5 protein-coding genes and 2 pseudogenes are annotated in these 19,821 nt (G+C 70.9%); 6 read left to right on the top strand and 1 reads right to left on the bottom strand.

Going from position 1 to position 19,821, the window contains the following annotated elements:
• Positions 1–39: 39 nt before the first annotated feature.
• From Van01_RS33970 to Van01_RS18825, 5 genes and pseudogenes are all read left to right on the top strand, one after another.
• Positions 40–7,140: pseudogene (locus Van01_RS33970) on the top strand (toxin glutamine deamidase domain-containing protein); the annotation flags it as partial.
• A 94-nt stretch (positions 7,141–7,234) separates the two neighbouring features.
• Positions 7,235–7,525 (top strand): SUKH-4 family immunity protein, encoded by a 291-nt coding sequence (locus Van01_RS33975; RefSeq protein ID WP_505745410.1) that lies wholly within the window; start codon positions 7,235–7,237, stop codon positions 7,523–7,525.
• Between the two features lie 3,524 nt (positions 7,526–11,049).
• Positions 11,050–16,683, top strand: a pseudogene (locus tag Van01_RS33980) (toxin glutamine deamidase domain-containing protein); the annotation flags it as partial.
• Positions 16,684–16,711: 28 nt separating this feature from the next.
• On the top strand, positions 16,712–17,554 hold the full coding sequence (locus tag Van01_RS18820) for a DUF6406 domain-containing protein (RefSeq protein WP_204008922.1): 843 nt from the start codon (positions 16,712–16,714) through the stop codon (positions 17,552–17,554).
• A 71-nt stretch (positions 17,555–17,625) separates the two neighbouring features.
• Positions 17,626–18,468 (top strand): DUF6406 domain-containing protein, encoded by an 843-nt coding sequence (locus Van01_RS18825; RefSeq protein WP_204008925.1) that lies wholly within the window; start codon positions 17,626–17,628, stop codon positions 18,466–18,468.
• A gap of 17 nt (positions 18,469–18,485) precedes the next feature.
• Here the strand turns inward: Van01_RS18825 and Van01_RS18830 are convergent, their stop codons facing one another.
• Positions 18,486–19,028: a hypothetical protein gene (locus Van01_RS18830; protein ID WP_204008927.1), complete on the bottom strand. Its 543-nt coding sequence runs from the start codon at positions 19,026–19,028 to the stop codon at positions 18,486–18,488.
• Between the two features lie 68 nt (positions 19,029–19,096).
• On the opposite strand from Van01_RS18830, the gene Van01_RS18835 reads away from it, so the two are divergent.
• Positions 19,097–19,348: an SCO4848 family membrane protein gene (locus Van01_RS18835; RefSeq protein WP_204008929.1), complete on the top strand. Its 252-nt coding sequence runs from the start codon at positions 19,097–19,099 to the stop codon at positions 19,346–19,348.
• The last annotated feature ends 473 nt before the right edge of the window (positions 19,349–19,821 follow it).

Genomic DNA, 19,821 nt, shown 5'->3' on the forward strand with positions numbered 1-19,821 from the left:
GCCCGCTACGGGTCGACATCGGACAGAGGGGCTATCGGGGTGGCGGTACCCAATCCCAGGAACTCGCTGGGCGAGTACGCGTGGGTCTGGGACGCCATTTGCTGGGTGAGCGCCGGTGAGGCGTGGCCCAGCGGCGACGAGGACCGGATGCGGGAGCTGGCCGACGCGTGGCAGGCGTTGGCCGACACGGTAAGCGAGACGCTCGGCCAGGCCGATCCGGCGGTCATGAAGATCCTGCAGAGCTGGGGCGGCGGTGCCGGCGAGGCGTTCGGCGGGCTGTGGAACCAGCTCGGGGTGGATCCGAACACCGGCCTGCCGCTGATTCAGGAGATCTCGGCCGCGTACGCCGCCGGCTGTGACCAGGCGGCTCTGGAGATCGAGTACGCGAAGCTGACAGTGCTGATCGCGGTCATCATCACCGTGATCGCGGTTTTCGTCGCGCTGCTGATGGCCTGGCTGGGTGGGGTGTCGGCAGGTGCCATCCCGGGCATCCTGGCTGGCGGTCGACAGGCGGTGACGGTCGCCTTCCGGCGGTTGATCGCTCAGATGGGTCGGCAACTGCTGACCCGGGCGGGAATGCGGGCCGCTCTGCGGATGGCCGGCACCCGGATCGGCCAGATGGTCACCAGTCAGGGCTTCCGGCAGGGCCTCAACCGCCTCGGCCGTGAGTTGCTGGAGGAGATCGGCGAAGAGCTGATCATCGACGTCGGCGCTCAGGCGTACCAGATGCACACCGGCGAGCGGCGTCAGTGGGACGGCAACCGAACCCTCACCGCTGGTGTGGGTGGCGCGTACGGTGCGGTGCTCGGCACCGGCATGAGCTGGGCTGGCCGGCGGGCGGCACCCCGGATGCCGTTCTCGTTCAGCCCGTCACAGCTCTCTTTCCGGGGCAGTGGCCTGGTCCGCTGGGGCAGCACGAGCCTCGCCTCCGGTGCTCAGAACGCCGTCGTCTCGCCGGCCGCCAGCGTGCTCGCCAACGGCACGATCAACGGGCAGTGGGCCATGCCCGGTGCGGATGCGTTCCTGGGCGGTTTCGCCAGCGGCGCCGGCCGTACCGGGGCGACCCTTGCCGGCGGCGCCGCCGGCAATCTGGGTGCGCGGGTCACCAACTGGGGCCTTGGCAACATGGGGATCAACCTGGCGCCCGGCACCGGCCCCGCCGCGGGCGGGATCGGTCCGGGTGTCGGAGGCGCGAACGGCCTCGGTGATCTTGGCGGCGGCGCCAACGGTGCTGGTGCCGGGTCCACCGGCGATGGTTCCACCTCGGGTGCCGGCGCGACAGGTAGCGGCGCGGGCTCGGCGTCGGATGGCGGATCTTCCGCCTCCGGTGGTGACTCCGGAACTGCCGCCGGCGGAGCCGGTTCGGACGGCACGGGCAGCTCCAGTGGAGCAGGCGGGACTTCCGGTGCCGGGACGACCGGGACGGGCGACGGCGCGAGCCAGAGCGGCACGGTCCCCGACAGCGGGGCGGGGTCGATCAGCCTCGCGCCCCCTACGTCGGACGCTTCCGCAACGCCGGCGAGCGATGTGGCAGGTGCGCCCACCGGGGACGCGGCCAACGCCGCCGACACGTCGCCGGTCGAGGGCTCCACCGACAGACCGACGGTTGTCCCCGCCGGCGCGGTGACCACGGCGCCGGACGGCTCGCCTGCCGTCGGCGACGTCACCGCCACCAACGACCAGAACGGTGCGCCGGAAAGCCGAGGTGCGCCAGCCACCGAATCGCCTGGCACCCACCGGACCGACACGAACACCAGCACCGGCGGCAACGACCGGACAGTGAACGAGGCGTCGGGCCAGAACGACGGTGGGACGGTCGCCGGCCCGTCAACGGACGTCACCACCACCGCACCACCTGGCGACGGTTCGACCGGGTCCGGTCGAACTGTGACCGACAGCCCGGCGCGTGACGTCACCGACGCCAGCCCGGTCGACACCGCAGGCCCGTCCGTCGCCTCGGATGTGCCCCCCACGGTGCTACCAGGCACACCGACCGCGGCCCCGGTGACGACGCCGCCCGGCGCTCCGGCGGTCGGTACCCCGCCAGGCACGGCCACGCCCGCCGGTCCGACCACCGCGACGAACCCGGCTCCCACCGCCGGGACACCGGCCACGACCGGCCCCCAGGCGGCGAGCACTCCGAACGCCTCGACGCCGACCACGACCGGCACACCGACCACGGGTACGAACCCTCAGCAGCCCACCGGAAACACCGCCGCGCAACCGACTCCCGGTCGTGGCACGCCGGTCGGGCCGGCGGTCATTCCGACGGCGGCGAACACGGCGGGCTCGATCTCGCTCGCACCAGCCGCTGGCCCGAACACGACAAACCCCACCCAGCCGGCCGCCGGACCCACCCAGCAGGTCGGGCCCACCCAGCAGCCGGCAACACCGGCCCAGCAGACCCCGGCTCAACCGACTCCGTCCAGCGCTCGGCCGGACACGACGCCTGTGCCAGTCGAGCCGTCCGCCCCGACGGTGCCGACACAGACGGCGGGCATCGATTCGACGACGCCCCCTGTCGACGCCACTCCCCCCGCCGGCACGGACACGGCTGCGGATCCGAACCCAGAGCGGACCGACCAGGCGCAGCAGAGCACCGACGGTCCGGTGGTGATCCCGGTGCCGACAAGCAGCGGCACCCTCCAGGGCGGGCCGACAAACCCCGGCCCCGAGACCGCGACCGGCCCGGTCGACCCGCAGACCCTCAGACGGTCCGAGGGGCCGACCGGCCGCGGTACCCACAGCTGGCAGCTGGCTCCGACCTCGGTCGACGGCGATCCGAACGGCCCCGAAGCCGAGCGCGCGCTGATCGAGGCGTCACGGACGCTTGCCGAGACTGTCCGGACGGCGATCAAGTCCGCCACGGTCTCCAAGACCAAGCAGCCCGGCATGGCCGGTGCGTTGCTGATGCCCGATGGCACCATCACGACGCACACCAGCATGACCGCCGACAAGGGAACAAAACCGCCCACACAGCCCCGGGTACATCCGCTTGCGCAGGCGGCACTGGACCGCATCGCGGCGAACCTTGTCGATGGTGTGGGGGGTGGGCACGGGAAGTGTGCCGAGGTTGCCCTGGTTTCCGACCAGCTCTACCTACTGGAACAGCAATGGCGGGACGCCCGGGAGCCCGGCACCTTCGAGCAGTACGCCCTGAACGCTCTGCAAGGCGCCAAGATCGTTACTCACCAGGTCAAGTCGGCTAAATCTGCCGGTGTCACGTACGAGCTTGGGCATTATCGGCCGCCGTGCCGATCGTGCGCGCATTTCCTGCCAGGGTTCAATATCGAACCGATCACCGATCCGGATCGTGACGTCACTGTCTACCAGCCGTCCGTACCCGGTGTGGTGGGCAACGGGCTTCCGCTGAGCGACAACCGGCCGTACGGGCAGCCGGAGGGCCTGCTGCCGCCGGACCAAGCCGACCAGGATGCGCTCGACGCGGCCGTGCCTCGGGACCCAGCCACTGGAAGACCTGCGGTTCACCCGGATCCGCGTGTCGGCTCGTGGGCAGGGCTGCTCAACGATGGTGGGCCGACCGTCCCGGGACGCAACACGAACTGCGCCGATGTTGGGCTCTCCGTCCTGTCGGCCTGGTACGGCCGTCCCGAGGTAGCGGCGCCTACGGTCCCGTCAGCCGAAGTGGAGCGGGGCAGCACGGCTCGGCAGGAACAGGCCTTGCGGTCCAGCTTCGGCCATCAGGGTAGCGGTGCTCCCGCCTTGGACACGGTCGCTGAAGCTCTGCGAGCGGCTGGGCCCGGTGCTGCGGCGATCATCATCGGCAGTTCTCCGGACGGTAGTGGTCGGGCGCACACGTGGAATGCGGTGAACCACGAGGGCACTGTCATCTGGGTGGACGGCCAGCGTCGGAGCATCTCCGATGGCGACCCGCTCTACGCCGACCAGGTGGGGGATGTCTGGGCGATCGTGCTGGATGCCGAGGGTGATCCGGTCAGCCAGGCGCAGCCCGAGGCCAGCACACCCGCTCCGGTCCCGCCGGCCTCGACCGCCGACGTGCCGGCGGGAGGCCGGGATCAGAACGACTCCCCGACCGGCCGGCCAGGCGCAGGTGTCGACCCGAACAGCCCGGACCGTACGCCGGGCGGCCCGACAAGTCCCGACGGGACACCGGCCGGCCCGAACAACCCAGAGGGACCGCCGGCCGATCCGAACAGTTCCGACGGGACGCCAGCCGTCCCGCCTGACTCGGGCATGACATCGGGCGATCCGAATCTGGAGGGCGATCCCGACCCGGGCCCCGAGGGCGCGCCGGATTCGGACGTCGAGGGGAATCCCGATCCGGGCGTCTGGCCGGACATGCAGGGCTGGCCGATGCCGGACACCCGACAGTTCGGGCCGGAGCAGTTGGCGCCACTTGAGGATCCGCAGTACCAGGACGATGTCGAGGACAGTCTGCGAACCCCGGAAGGCTACGAGGTCTACGCCGACCCCTCCACCCACCCGTACGGCCAGCTGATCAACGACGGTGGGCCGGATCAGCCTGGCCGGGCCAACAACTGCGTCGACACGATCCTCGCGGCGCTGGCCAGCTTCTACGGCGATCCGCAGGTCTCGCACCCACGTTGGCCGGACCGGCTCGACGACGGGACGGTCGACACCACGCTCGGTGAGTTGAACGGCTTCGGCCGGATCGAAAGTTGGATAGGCGGCGACTGGACCGGAGACAACGACGCTCTACCGGGTACGCCCGCCGAGCGTTCGGCCGCACTCGCCGACCAGTACGAGCAGCTGTCCCAGCGGGTTCTCGACGCGGGCCCGGGCGCGGCAGCGGTCATCGCCGTCGACTGGATCCTGTTCGACGAGAACACCGGCGACCCACTGCTCGACGCCGAGGGCAACACGCAGCCCGCCGGTGAGCACGTCTTCCTGCTCGTCTATCCGGAAGGCGCGGACGGGCCGGTGTGGTGGGATCCGCAGTTCGGCAGCACCACCACCGATCCGCTGCCCGGCGACTATGTTGGACTGACGCACAACCTGTGGTCGATGGAGGTGCAGCCCGCCCATGCCGATGAGCAGGGAGGAAGCCCGGCAACTGATGACCAGGCTGCTGGGGACGGACAACCCGGTGGCGGTGTTCCCGTTCGAGTTCGGCTGGGCAGCCCAGGAGACGCTCTCCCCGCAGCAGCGGACGCAGGGTCGGCAACTGGGCCAGGGGGTCTTCATCATCGACCAGACGGGAGTGGTGACCGTACATCCCAGCCTGCCACCACCGTTGATCATGAAACGGTACGCGGCGGCCCGCCGGGAGGGCCGGATCACCGGCCGGCAGGTCTGGCCGGCCCCGGATCCGATGGACTGAGCGACGCTGACGCCGCACCGGGCAGCGACCCTGTCGGGAGTCCCTACCTGGACGGACTGCCGGACACCGACCGGGCCACCCTGCTCGACGCCCTGACCGAGGCGGCGGCGGAGGCCGACCAGATCCTGGCCGACCTGCAGAGCGTCAACGCCGAGGTGAACGCGCAGCTCGGGCTGACCGGTGCCGACGCGCTCAGCACCCTCGGCGAACAGCACCGGGTCAAGGGCGCCGAGTCTCTGGCCCGCAAGTACCGCACCGAGCTGGAGCCCCTCGGGTACGACGTCGGCTCGGCGTTGGACACCGTCAACGACGTGGTGCGGTTCTCGGTGCGGGGACCGGAGACCGAGGCGTACGGGCCGGCGGTGGATGCGCTCCTCGCCTCGCTGGAGGCCCAGGGCTATCAGGTCACCGACCTGAAGAACTTCTGGCACCCCGGAAACCGTTTCTTCGGTCTGAACTGCACGCTCACGGCACCGTCCGGGCGTACCTTCGAGCTGCAGTTCCCGACCGACACCAGCTACAACGTCGGCAAGCAGACCCACGACCAGTACGAGGTGATGCGCGACCCGGCGCAGTCGCCGGCCGCCCGCGTAAACGCGTTCCTCGACATCCTGGCAGTGAACAAGTCCAACGGCATCGCGGCGAGCATGCCGGGGGGCATGGACAGCGCCCGGTTCGACACGCCCAAGGACACCAGCTTCGCGAAGTGGATGGCATCGCCTCGGCAGGCGAGTATCCGGGAGTCGTACCTCGACTGGCTCGGGCAGCAGGGCCTGACGTTCGCCGATGTGCTCGCCGCGCGAGGATTGGCCATGTCCGACCTGCCGGGTCTGGACCCTGACCTGATGGGGGGCGTGCATGGCAGCGCTGACGTTCGGCTACTTCCTCCTCCGGAGACCGGAGGATCCGGACGGCCCGCCGGTAAACCTGATCGCGGAGGCGGACAGCACCGGGCCGACCCAGGCGGTGATCTGGGACCGACCGAAGCAGGCGTGGACGTTCCGTCCGGACGTGGCGGCGGCGATCCTGTGGGCGAATCCGGAGCGCCACGAGATCCAGCAGGTCGACCGGGCGACGGCCGAGCGCCAGGTGGCGCACTTCACGACGGTGCCGTTGCCGACGGAGGACGAGCTGACGGAGATCTGCCGCTCGGCAATCTGACCGCTGACCTTCCCGGCGGGCCTGCCTCGTCGGTGCCGCTCGACACGGATCACGGGCTGGCGCAGACCCGCCGGCTCGGGCCGGGCGAACTGGCGCCGCTGGAGGACCCGGGATACCAGTGGGGCGTCGAGCAGAGCCTACGTACACCGGACGGGTATCTGCTGTTCGCCGACCCCTCCACCCATCCGTACGGGCAGTTGGTGAACGACGGCGGACCGGACCAGCCGGGGCGCGCCAACAACTGTCTGGACTCCTCGCTCTCGGCGCTGTCCAGCTTCTTCGGCGACCCCCGGGTGTCCTTCCCCCGCTGGCCGGACGTTCGTCCGGACGGTTCGATCGAGACGGTTACCGGCGAGGCGAGTGGGCTCGACCGAGCCGAGGAGTGGCTCGGCGTCGACTGGTCCGGTGGGTCGGAGGGGCTGCCCACGACACCGGCGGAGCACGAGGCGGCGGTCGCCGAGCAGTACGCGCAACTTCATCAGCGTGTCGCGGCGGCCGGTCCAGGTTCGGCGGCCCTCGTTGTGGCCGAATGGGTCAGGACGGATCCCCGCACCGGTGAACTCGTCCTCGACAATGGGCACGTACAGGTACAGGACTCGCACGCCTTCGTCGTGGTCTATCCCGAGGGCGCCGACGGACCGGTCTGGTGGGATCCGCAACGAGGGACGACGTGGCCGCAGCCCCCAGCCGCGTACCTGTCGCAGACGTATGCGCTGTGGTCGATGGAGACCACTGCGGAAAGGGTGTCGGATGACGGAGGACGAGGCGCTGACGCTGATCAGACGCCTGCTGGGCACGGCGAACGAGGTCGAGCTGCACCCGTTCGAGTTCGGCTGGCTGGCGAAGGAGCAGCTGTCACCGCAGGAACGGGCGGAGGGCAGGCAACTGGGCCACGGGAGCTACATCATCGACCAGACGGGAGTGATCACAGCGCAGATGAGTCTGCCGGTACCGCTGCTGATCACGGAGTACACGCAGGCCCGCCGGCAGGGCCGGATGATGGGTCGGCAGGTCTGGCCCACGGAGGAACCGACAGCCTGACGACGCCGGTCGGCAGGGCCGGGCCCTCAGACGGCGACGGCCCGCCGCCGGGCGACTCCGGGCCCTCGACCGACCCGGACGGCCCCGACCTGCGGCGGGCGGCAGCCGGTACGACATTCGGCGGCGCACTGCTCGACGCCGATCCCGGGCGCACCTCGATCGCCGTCGAGGCGGCGCTCACCGCAGGGCCACTACCCGGCGGGGCGAGCGCCGACCCGACCACCGCCACTGTCACCCTGACCACCGTCGACGGCCCCTATCCGGTACGTGTCGAGTTGACCCCGGCGCCGGCGGGCGCGTCGGTCGTGCCGGTGGCCACCATCCACCACACCCCCGACGGAACCGTCGTACAGGTGTCGACGAGCGCCCACCCGGACCACGTCCGGCGGGCGGTCGCGGCGGCGCTGGCCGAAGTGGACACCGTCCTCCAGCAGCGGGCCGAGGGGCTGCGATTCGACGCCACCACCGCACTCGCTGAGGGTGCCCGGCCCGAGGGCGACGGCACCCGCGTGCTGACCGCGCGCGACATCGGTCACCTGGCCGAGCTGCGGGTGGTGCTCGCCGACAGTTCCACCGCCACCGATCCGGGGACCGCCGGCCAACTACGCGCCGAGGCACTCAGCCTGCTCGTCGCCTCCGGTCTCCTGGAACAGGAACCGGCGCACGTCGTGCACGGGCTCGGCAGCAACACGCAAGTGGTCGGGCCGGAGGCGGCCCGCGCCCGGCTCGACCTGATCCACAATCACCTGGGCCCCCTCGCCGCCGAGGTGGAGAGCCTGATCGGGCTCGCGCAGAGCGATGGCCAGCAACTCGTGGCCGACATCCGCGCGGCCCAATCGGCTGTCCGCGCCGAGGCCCGCGCCTGGGCACAGCAGGCCACGGAACTTCGTGACCAGGCCGATCTCGCGCTGACGGCGAGGGTGGACGCGACCCTTGGTGTGGCGCCGGACCACGTCTTCGACCGACTCGTCATCGGTGGCGGCTGGGCCGCGACCGCCGACTTCGTCACCATGGGAGCCGCGCCGGACGCCGGCCACGGACTGCCGCCGGTGCTCTGCGTCTCGCAGGGACACGACCCGTGGGCGGAACGCCAGGCGCTGCTGATGGGGCAGGTCCCGTCGGAGCTGGAGATACCCGGCCTGCCGTTCCAGCCGGGCGACCTGGCCGAGGAGGGCACCCAGTTCACCCCCTCCGACGTCTTCGCCGACGCGGTGGGCGCGGCGCGGGCCCTCTCCGGCATGCCGACGTATCAGGGCACCGCCACCTCGATCACACCCCGACCGGCCGACGCCACCGGCTGGCCCGACGGCGCCAACTTCCGAGTGACTGTCAACGGCCGGGACATCTACACCACCTCGGTCGACATCGCCAGCGGGCCGGGACCGTCCCGGGTGCCGAGCGTCCCGGCCGACACCACAGGTGCCTACGTCGATCCGACCACCGGCTACCGGGTCGACCGCTCCGGCACGGCAACCCGGTTCCGGGACCCGGACGGCAACCTGGTCGCACCGGAGAGCGTGCCACCGGCCGTACGAGCGGTGCTCGGTGGCCCCGGCACCGGCCGGGGCGATCTGCCGCTGCTCGCGGATCTGGCCGGGCGACCCACCGATCCGCTTGTGGTCGACCCGACGTCCGGGTACGCCGTGGACGTGACGACCGGCCAGGTTCTCCACCCCGCCGGCACGCCTGTCGACGTCGGTGCCGTGCCGGCCGAGGTGGGAGCCCGGCTGGGCTTCGCTCCGGACGGCTCCTTCGGCGATCCGCGGCCGTCCGCGCCGCCTGTCGACTTCGGTGGGCAGAACCTCGCCGATGCCTACCGCCCCGGCGACCGGGTGCTCGTCTTCGGTGCCGGCGCGTCCGGTGCGTGGGACATCGAGCAGGCCGTGGCGTCGCCCGCCGCGAGCGTCGACTGGTCGGCCCGGGAGATGGACCCACCGCCCGACCAACTCACCGGCGACCCGGACCAGGACGCCGAGACGCGCCTGCGGTACAGCTTCGGCGGTGGCTACAACCGGCGGAACACACTTCCGGATGTCGGTGCCTACTCCGACACAGTGCAGAGCCAGGTGGATCGCTCGCTACGGGAGATCGTCAGCCTCCGGCACACCGTCGAGGGTGACTTCCTGGTGGAGTTCACCGACGGCAGTCGACAGACGTATGACCGGATCGTGCTCTCGATCGGTCAGGCGGCCGAGTTCCCGGGGGGCGTCGCCAACCTGGTCTCCGGGCTCGGTCTGGAACCGTTGGACGGACCGGTGGCCGTTCCGGACACCGAAACCGACATGCTGGGCCTTCAGGACGCCTCGGGGCGGCTCCGCGTCCTCGGCGCGGCCAGCGTCGCCCCGGGTGTGATCGCCGAGACGTCCAGCCCGTCAGAGGTTCGTGCCCTCCTGACCGCCCAGGCCAGCGCGCTACCCGACGACTCCCGTGGTATCGCGCCGAGCATCCGGTTCCATGCGCAACGGATCGCCGAGGCCAACCGACAGGCACCGCCGGCCGCACCGGGTGACGGCTCCGCCGTACCCGGTACCCCGCCCGGGCCGGACGCCTCAGACGTCGTGGTATCTCGGGGGGCCCTCCCAGGCCCAGTGGACGTCGAGCCAGGGCAGCGGTCCGTACCGGTCCAGGAGACGCTGCCCGAGGGCGGGCACCTCGACAGCGATCGGTCGACCGTCGATGTCCTGGCCGATGCCGTACGGCAGGATTTCGACCCGGTTGCGGTCGAACTGGACGTAGCGCAGGCGGGGGAGGTTGCGGCTGGCGGCCAGCGCCTCGGCGCCGTCGGCACCGATGTCGCAGCGGGACAGACCGAGCCAGCGCAACCGGCCCAGAGGACCGGAACCAGCGAGGTGCCGCACGCCGACGTCGCCGATGGGGTTTCCGCCCAGGTCCAGTCCGACCAGGTTGCTCAGCAGGGGCGACGCGGCGATGTCGGCGGTGTGTCCGCCGACCTCGGTCAGCACCAGGTGCCGGACGGGAATGGCACGCCAGACCTCGGTCCCGTGGTCGAGGAAGGCGTCGGCGCGCATGGTGACCGATTCGACGAAACCGCGGCGCAGCCGCCAGTCGTCGACCAGCTGCGCGACCGGGCGGGCGAGCCGTGGTCCGACCTTCCGCCCGAGCAGCAGGCGCCGTGGGGTACTCCCGCCGTCGAGGTCGAGGCGGATCAGCTCGGCGTGCTCGGGGTCGGTGGCCTCGATGGCGTCGGCGTAGCGTCGCCGCAGGTCGAGGTCGTCGGGGGCGGCGAGGATGGCGGCGTAGACGTCGACGGGCGTGGCCATGATGGCAGCGTATCGACGGACGGCGCGGTGACCGCCACCCCCGTCCCGTCGTTGCCGGAGAGTCGACGGTTCGGTCCGGGTGAGCTGGCACCACTGGAGGACCCCAGCTTCCAGGACGATCTCGCGGCAAGCCTTGCCACCTCCGACGGGTACGCGGTCTTCGCGGATCCGTCGACCCACCCGTACGGGCAGCTCGTCAACGACGGCGGACCGGAGCAGCCCGGTCGCGCCAACAACTGCCTCGACTCGGCCCTGGCGGCACTTGCCAGCTTCCACGGCGACCCGCAGGTGTCCGTACCGCGCTGGGCGGACCGGTTCGACGACGGCTCGATCGACCGCGTGACGGGCGAGCGGGGTGGGCTGGAGCGCGCCGAGGCGTGGCTCGGCGGGCAGTGGCTCGGCGGTACCGGCAACCTGCCGATGGAGCTGTCCGCCCGCACCGACGCGGTGGCCACCCAGTACGCCGACCTGTACCAGCAGGTCGCGGACGCCGGCCCGGGGGCGTCGGCGCTGGTGGTGGCGGACTGGCTGTTCCTCGACGCGGCCGGCAACGTGGTCCTCGACGAGACCGGCCAACCCGAGGTCGACGGCTCGCACGCCTTCGTGATCGTCTTTCCGGCAGGTGCCGACGCGCCGGTGTGGTGGGATCCGCAGACCGGGACGACGTCGGCGGAGATGCCGGCCGCCGATGTGCGGGAAACCCACGCCCTCTGGGCGATGATGGTGCCTGACGGAGAGGGGCGAGTTGACCGAGGACGAGGCGCTGACACTGATCAGCCGACTGCTGCGGACCGGGAATCCGATAGTGCTTCGGGAGTTCGAGTTCGGCTGGCTGGCCCGGGAGAGACTCTCGGAGCAGGAGCGGGCCTCGGGGACGCACGTGGGCCAGGGGAGCTACATCATCGACCGGTCGGGAGTGGTCACAGCACACACCAGCCTGCCGCCGCGTCGGGTGATGGAGGAGTACGCGCAGGCGCGACGCGAGGGCAGGATCAAGGGCCGGCAGGTGTGGCCCGAGGTGGACCCGACGGCCTGACCCCACCGCCCGATGACGGCGGCTCCGCACCGCTGGACTCGCCGTTGTCGACGGCTGACTCGATAACTGCGGGCGCCGTTCCGGGCTCCACCTTCCACGGTCTGGGCAGGCCGGTGGCCGACCCGGCGGCGGTGCTGGATCTCGCCAGGTCCGCGCTGCCACTTGTGGCCCCGTACGCCCAGGTGGACGCCGTGGTCGCGGTCGGACCGGATCTCTTCGAGATCCGTTCCGCCGGGCAACACCCGTTGAGCGTACGGCTGACAAGTGGCCCGTTGAGCGACGGCCTGGTGGCCCGGTCGCACCGCGACCCGGACGGCGCCTTCACCGTCACCGTGTCCGACCGCGCCGCCGACCCGGTGGTGGCCCGGGCGCTCGCACACGAGGTCGCCGAGCTGACGGCGCTGCACGAGTCCGGTCGGGCGCTTGTCGGCCCGTTGGACCCGGGCAACGTCCAGGGCCCTATCGATCCGGCTGGGCTCACCGCACACGACCAGGGCCGGATGGCGGAGATCCGGCTGCTCGCCGCCACGTACGCCGCGGCCGACCCGGCTGCCCGACCGGCCGTGCGTGCCGAGATCGACGCCCTCGCCGGCCACCTCGGCCTACGTGTCGGTGACCCGGACGTCCGGTCGCGGTGGGCGCTCATCCCACGTGACGTGCTGGCGCACCTGATGCAGCTCAGCGTGCCGACGATCACGCCCGACGCGGTCTCCAGGGTGCTGGCGGGCGCCGCCACCCTCACCGATGTCGAGCGAATCCGGATGTTCGACTACCGGGCCCGGTTGGCTCCGGACTTCCAGGTGCCGCTCCAGGCCGACCTGGACGCCCGGCTACGGGAACTGGCGACCGAGGCCGAACACGCACAATCCGGCATGCCACGAATGCCGGCCTTCGCCGGGCAGATCGTCGGCATTCCACAGGCGCAGCTCGGCCGGATCCGGGCGGTGGATCCGCAACTCGCCGACCGGCTCGCCACCGAGGGCATCTACGTGGACCTCACCGGTCGCTACGACCTGCGCCCGTACATGGTGACGAGCGTGCCCGCAATCGACCTCGGTGCCGCCCGCCCGGCGTTCGACCTGACCACCGGAGCTGGGCGGCGCGCCCAACTGCACGAGGACCGGCAGCGGGCCCGGGCCGCGCTGCGCGGACTCCGTGGCGACCAGGCGGCGGCGCTGCTCACCGGGCACGACTTCCACTACCAGGGCACCGCCAGGTGGATGGGGCTGGTGCCGGACGTCCTGACCGAGGCACTGCGCAGCATCACCCCGACGTCGACGACAGCCGCCGCCCCGGTGGAGAACTCGGCGACGCAGGAGATGTCCGGCGAGATCCGGGTCGCGGCCGACCGGGTGAGCCTGCCACCGGAGTCGACGAACCAACCGGGTCCGGTCTACGGGCCGGCGGTGGACGCCCGCACCGGGCAACCGCCACCACTGTTCGACGGGCCACCGAAGCGGGAAGACGTCCAGCAGGGCGCGCTCGGTGACTGCGGAATGGTCGCCGTGATCGGCGCGGTCGCTGGTCAACTGCCGGACACCGTCGCGCAGATGTTCCACCCGAACCCGGACGGCTCGGTCGACGTGCTGCTGCACGAGACCAGTGGACCAGATCGCGTGATCACGCCGACCGGTCGGCAACTGCGGGTGACGGTCTTCCCTGACGTGCCGTTGCACCCGAACTCGAACGGTCACAGCGCGTACGCCGACCAGTCCACTGTCGGGGCGTCCTGGGCGTCGCTGCTGGAGAAGGCGATCGCGGCGATCGACCGGACCTGGACCCAGCAGCGCCACGACCAGTGGCAGCAGCAGTGGACGGCCCGGCCGGGCGTGGACGCCGCGCAGGCCGCCCCGCTCGGCTACGCCCGGCTCGACAACGGCAGCAGCCGCCTGGTCCAGGCGGAGTTGCTCAGCCAGCTCACCGGCCTACCGACAGGCGTCAGTGAACTCAACCCCACCCCGGGCCGGGAGGCCGACGCCGAGGCGCGACTCGCGGCCCTGTTGGCCGCCGGCAGCCCGCTGATCACCGGCACCCGACCGGCCGACGCGTACGCTGCCCAGCCCGGCGGCAAGCCACCGTACGGACTGGTCGCGGGGCACGCGTACGAGATCGTGTCGGTGGCGAACGGCGAGGTGCAGCTACGCAACCCGTGGAACTCCCGCCACCCGGCGCCGATGCCACTGCGCGCCTTCCTCGACCTGATGAGTCCCTGGTACGCCCACGTCGAGCCGGCACGCAGCACAGTTGCTGCGTTGCCCGGCTCGGACTTCCACGGTCACGGCCGGCCGGCCGCCGACGCCCCGGCCGTGGTGGACCGGGCCCGCACGGTGCTACCCGCCCTGGCGGAGCCGGTCGGCGCGGACCAGATCGTGGCGGTCGGCCCCGACGTGTTCGAGGTACGCGCACCCGGCCTGGAGCCACTGCGTGTCCGCGTCGCCGCCGCCGCGCTCGCCAGCGGCGTCGTGGCCCAGACCATCCGCAACCTGGACGGCACCTTCACCCTCACCGTCTCCGACCGCGCCTCGGACGCTGCGGTCGACCGTGCCGTGGCACACGAGGCCGCCGAACTCCTGGCCCGGCACGAGACCGGTGAGGCTAAGTCCGGGCTCTTCGACCAGGGCGCCGCCGAGGTGCCGATCGACCCGGGCGGCCTCTCGGCCCGGGACCGGGGCCGGTTGGCCGAGCTGCGCCTGATGGCCGCCTGGTACGCACAGGCCGACCCCACGGCCCGGGTCGCCCTACGAGCCGAGATCGACACCCTTGTCGATCGGCTGGGCCTCCGCTGGGGTACGCCCGACGCAGCTGCCCGCCTCGCGGTCCTCCCCGCTGATGTGTGGACCCAGGTGATGCAGTTGAGCCTGCCGGTGATCACACCGGAGGCGGTTGCCGGTGCCCTGGCCTACAACCCCAACCAGACGATGGTCGAGCGGTTCCGTGCCATCGACTACCGGGGCCGGCTCGCTCCCGACTTCCAACCGCCGCCCGCCGCCGAGCTGGCGGCGAAGCTGCGGGAGTTGGCCGTGCACGGGGAGCAGAGCCAGTCATCTCTGCCCCGGATGCCCGCCCTCGCCGGGCAGCTCATCGGCCTGCCGCCGAACCTGCTGGACCAGATCCGCCAGGTCGATCCACAACTCGCCGACCGGGTCGCCGCCGAGGGCATCTACGTCGACCTGACCGGCCGTTTCGACCTGCGCCCGTACACCCTCGAAGGCGCCCCCGAGTTCAACCTGGAGAGATCCGCACCCGCGTACGACCTGAACACCCCCGCCGGCCGGCACGCGCTGCTGGACGAGGACCGAACGCGGACCTATGCGGCCTTCAACGTCGAGTACGGGTCGAATCCCGCCGCCATGGCGGTGCTCGCCACGCACAGCTTCCACTACCAGTCGGACGCGCGGCGGATGGCGCTGGTGCCGACGGCGCTGACCGAGGCGCTGCGGGCGATGATGCCGTCCGAGCCGGACGCCGAGGTCGAGGTCATTCCGACAGTTACCCCCGGCGAGATCGCCGTGGTCGCCGACCGGGTGACGCTGCCCGACCCGAAGCCCAAGTACCCGGTTGAATACGGTCGCTCACTCTTCCCTGCAACGGGTCAGCCGGCACCGCTCTTCGACGGCCCGCCGGGACGGACGCAGGTGCAGCAGGGCATATTGGGTGACTGCGGGATGCTGGCCACGATGGCGGCCCTCGCCGGACATCGACCGCAGAGCATTCCACAGCTGTTCCAGCCGAAACCGGACGGCACCGTGGACGTTCTACTGCACGAGACCGTGTTGCGCGGAGACGAGTCGGTAGCGACCGGGCGGCGCGTCCGCATCAACGTGCGTCCTGACGTCCCGCTGCACGCCGGCAGTTCGTGGGCCGCTTACGCCGACCAGTCGGAAGTCGGCGTTCAGTGGGTGGCGGTGTTGGAGAAGGCGCTCGCTGCGGTCGACAGAACCTGGACCAAGGATCGGCACGAGCAGTGGCAGCGTGAGTGGCGCGGGTGGGAGAGCAGGGACGACCCACACCGTGCCGCACCTGTCGGCTATGCGCGGCTCAACGTCGGCAGCGTCCCCCTGATGCAGGCCGAACTGCTCACCCAGCTCACCGGCCTGCCGGCCCGGCAGACGCTCCTCGATACCACGCCGGGGCGGGAGGTGGCGGTTGAGCGACACCTGACGGCCCTACTTGCGGCTGGCAGCCCGATCACCATTGCAACCCGACCGCAGGAGAGCTATCCGGGGCGGACATTGCCGTATGGGCTGAAGGCGAAGCACGTCTACGAGATCCTCGCGGTGCGGGACGGCCAGGTGCAGCTACACAACCCCTGGAACAAGGAGCATCCATCGCTGATGTCGGTGCGGAAGATGCTGAACCTGATGCAGCCGTTGTGTGCGCACCTGGAGCAATCACCGGCTGCCGTTCCGCCATCGCCTTCGGCGTACGGCGGCCCCGTAGCGAACGTCCAGCCACTCATGCCGTCGCCCCGATCGTCCGCCGAGAAGATCGTCGACCGCCCGTTGGCCGCTCTGAGTCCCAACGCTCCGCTGATCCAGCAGCCCGGCCCGCTGGCTAAGCCCACGTCACCACCGCGCACCCTAGGTCGCACCCACCTCGATGACGAGCGGTACGCGATCAACTACTTCGCGTTGCTCGCCGGGGACGGTAGCGTGGCTGGCCTGATGGTGTCCGAGGTCGGCGGCCCGGGGCGCTCGCTGCACTGGACGGCTGGTGGGGTGGTGGCGGGGCAGGCGACGCCGGCTCCTGTGAATCGCGCGGAGGCCGAACGGATATCCCGCGACGTGCTCGGTTTCGTGCTTCCCGCCGAGACGGCGCTGTACGACATGCTTGACATCTGATCGTGCCTGAGGAACCGGGAGAGAACTGGTGCGCTCGTTTACTCATGTAGCCGTCGTCACAAACAACACGACGACGCCTGTGGGGCCAGCCCGGTTCGGGGTGCGTTGGGTCGATGTGGGGCCACCGGTACGTGCAGAAATCATCGTCATGCCGTTTCAGCGTGACGAGAGCTTCGCGCACGAGGTCACGCTCGGTGAGACCTTCCCGGTCGGCGAGGAAACGTGGCGCTTTGCCGACCTTGACATGTCCAGCGCGGACGACTGGGAGATCACCGTCCGTCGGGTGGACGAGAACGAGGTGATGGAACCGCCGACCGGGCGGCTGTGGAAGCGGGCACGGCTGCGGCCCTACGGCCAACTCGACGAAGCCCAGCTCCAGTCCTTGGAGGCCGCGCTCGGCGCTCAGCTACCGCCGGGCTACCGCCTCTGGCTTAGTCGGAACAATGGTGCGCAACCCGAGGTGATGCACCACATCCCGGGGATGCCGATCGTCCTGTTTCCGACGAGTCCGCTGTTCGGCGTCCACCCCGAATATCCCCCGTTCGACCTGGTGCACGCCCAGCGTCGACACCGCGACCCCTGGCTGTCGCGAGCCTGGCTGGTTATCGCGACTACGGCCAGTGGCCTGCTGGTTGTCTCGGCGGAGTTGGGCAACGAGAGCGTCTATTTTGTGAGTGAGCTCGACCTCGTCGGACCACCTGACCCGGCCGCCGCAGCCGCCCGGGAGCGGAAGCTGCGGGCGGTGGCCTGGTCGATGTACGAGTTCATCGGCCGGCTGACCCCGATGGAACTGGACCACCTTCCTCCCGCGGAGATTCACCCGCCCGGGACGTTCACGGACCCCCGCAGTTACGAGAACGGGCAGCTGTGAGCAAGCGCGTACCCAGCGCCGTACGACATGCCTGACACCTGATCGTGCCTGAGGGAGCCGGGAGAGAACTGGTGCGCTCGTTTACTCATGTTGCCGCCGTCCAGAACAATGCGACGACGAGTGTCGGACCGGCCCGGTTGGCGGTGAGCTGGGTCGACGCCGGGGCCCCGGTGCGGGCCGAGATCATCGTCATGCCGCTCCAGAGCGGAGAGGACTCCGTCCACGAGATCACGCTCGGTGAGACCTTTCCGGTGGGGGAGGAGACCTGGCGCTTCGCGGATCTCGACATGGCCAGTGCGGACGAGTGGAAGGTCACCGTCCGGCGGGTGGACGAGAACGAGGTGCTGGAGCCGCCGACCGGGCGGCTGTGGAAGCCTGCCCGGCTGCGACCGTACGGACAACTGGACGAGGGACAGCTCCAGGCGCTGGAAGCTGCGCTCGGAGTCCGGCTGCCGCCGAGCTACCGCGACTGGCTGCGCCGGAACAACGGGGCGCAGCCGGAGGTGGAGCATCACATCCCCGGCGTGCCGTTCAGTCTGTTGCCGGAGCGACCCCTGTTCGGGGTGCATCCGGAGTACCCGCCGTTCGACCTGGTGCACGCGCAGCGCGTACACCGGGATCCCTGGCTGTCGCCGAACTGGCTGGTGATCGCCAACCCTTCCGGCGGACTCCTGGTCATCTCGACGCAGTCGAGTGACGGGAGCGTCTACTTCGTACATGAGATGGATCTGGTTGGGCCTCCCGGCCCGCCCGCCTCGGCCGCCCGGGAACGGAAGCTGCAGGGGGTGGCTCGATCGATGGGATACCTCGTCGGCCGGTTGACGCCTGTGGAACTGGGCGATCTACCGCCGGCGCAGATGATGCCGCCGGGGACCTTCACCGACCCTCGCAACTACGAGGATGGGCCGAGGTAGCCGACGAGTGAGGTGCCTCAGCCGAGCCGCGCGAGCATCCCGGCGTACGCGTCGCGCACGGCGGTGAGTCGGTCTCGCCGGAACCGACCGGGCTCGCGCTGGTGCAGCTGCCGGCCCCGATCGGTGGTGAAGGCGCTGGCCGGGACGAGGTCGCGGTCAGGTGGGATGAACTTGCCGACCTCGTCGAGCGCGGCCACAGCGCGGGTGAGCGCGGCCCGGGCCCGCTGCCCGGCCTCGCCGCTCCCCGGGTCGGCCGGCACCTGACCGGCGTACGCGTCCGAGACCAGCAGCCATTCCCCGGGGTCGAGCAACTGCGAGGGTTCGTCCCCGCCGTAGCGGAATCCGCCGCCGGCAGGGTTCGCCATCGGCGGCAACCGGAAGAGGAACTCCCGATCCTGGCCGCACCCAGCGCAGGCGCCCGTGTACCGGCTGGCCAGGTCACCGTCGTCGAGCGCCACCACGGCACTTTCCCGGGGGAAGCGTGTCTCGCCGCAGGTGCACGGGTGCAGATCCATGTAGAGATGCGCCTCCGCGTTGGAGCGGCTCAGCAGCGGGCTCATGCGATCCACCGTACCGATCGGATGCTTCCGCCGACGTCCCGGTCCAGCCGCTGGCATACTCGCCGACCATGGTGCTGTCACGCGGCTGGGCCGTGTTCCTCACCGGGGTCGGAGTCTGGACCTGGGTGATCTGGCCGAGGTTCGCGGTGGCTATCTGGAACGATCCGAGGTCGTGGTCGAGTGGGGTCGTCGGGGACTGGCCCGCGACCGGTTTCCTGTGGGTGCACGCACTGCTCATTGCGGCGTCGCTGGCCATCGGCACGGCCGTGGGTCTGCTGGGCCTCCGCGGGTGGCGCGCGTCCCGACGCGGTACGCGCTGAACCCGTCGACGGTCGGTTTGACTTCCGGTGTGGAGGCGCCGGAGTGGTCGGGTCGCGAACGGGTTCCTGACGGAGGTGTGACGGGGACCGCTCCGGGCCGATTTGACGATCAATCCGCCGGGCGCGTAACTTTCTCTCTGCCAGCGCGGAAAGGGCAAACGGGGCGAAAGCACCGGCTGCCAGTTCTCGAGGGCACCGGGTTCGCGAGGATCTACATCCTGTGTGGACACGGCCGGGTGGGGCTCGACCGGGCCGCCTAGGGGCGGATTTGGTGGGGCGGAACCGACCGGGTAAGGTTTACGACCGGCAGGGAACCGGGCGAGCGTGCGGGCAACCGTAGCGGCCGGCCTGCCAAATCCGATGATCGAGTCAAGCGGGCGACCGCTGCGTTCGGTCGCGGGTACCGAACCACCTGAAGCGTGACGGACCGGGACAACACGGTTTGACTCGCCGCAGACGGTGAGGTAACGTGG

Origin of the sequence: Micromonospora andamanensis (assembly GCF_016863495.1) — a bacterium.
Lineage (GTDB): Bacteria > Actinomycetota > Actinomycetes > Mycobacteriales > Micromonosporaceae > Micromonospora > Micromonospora andamanensis.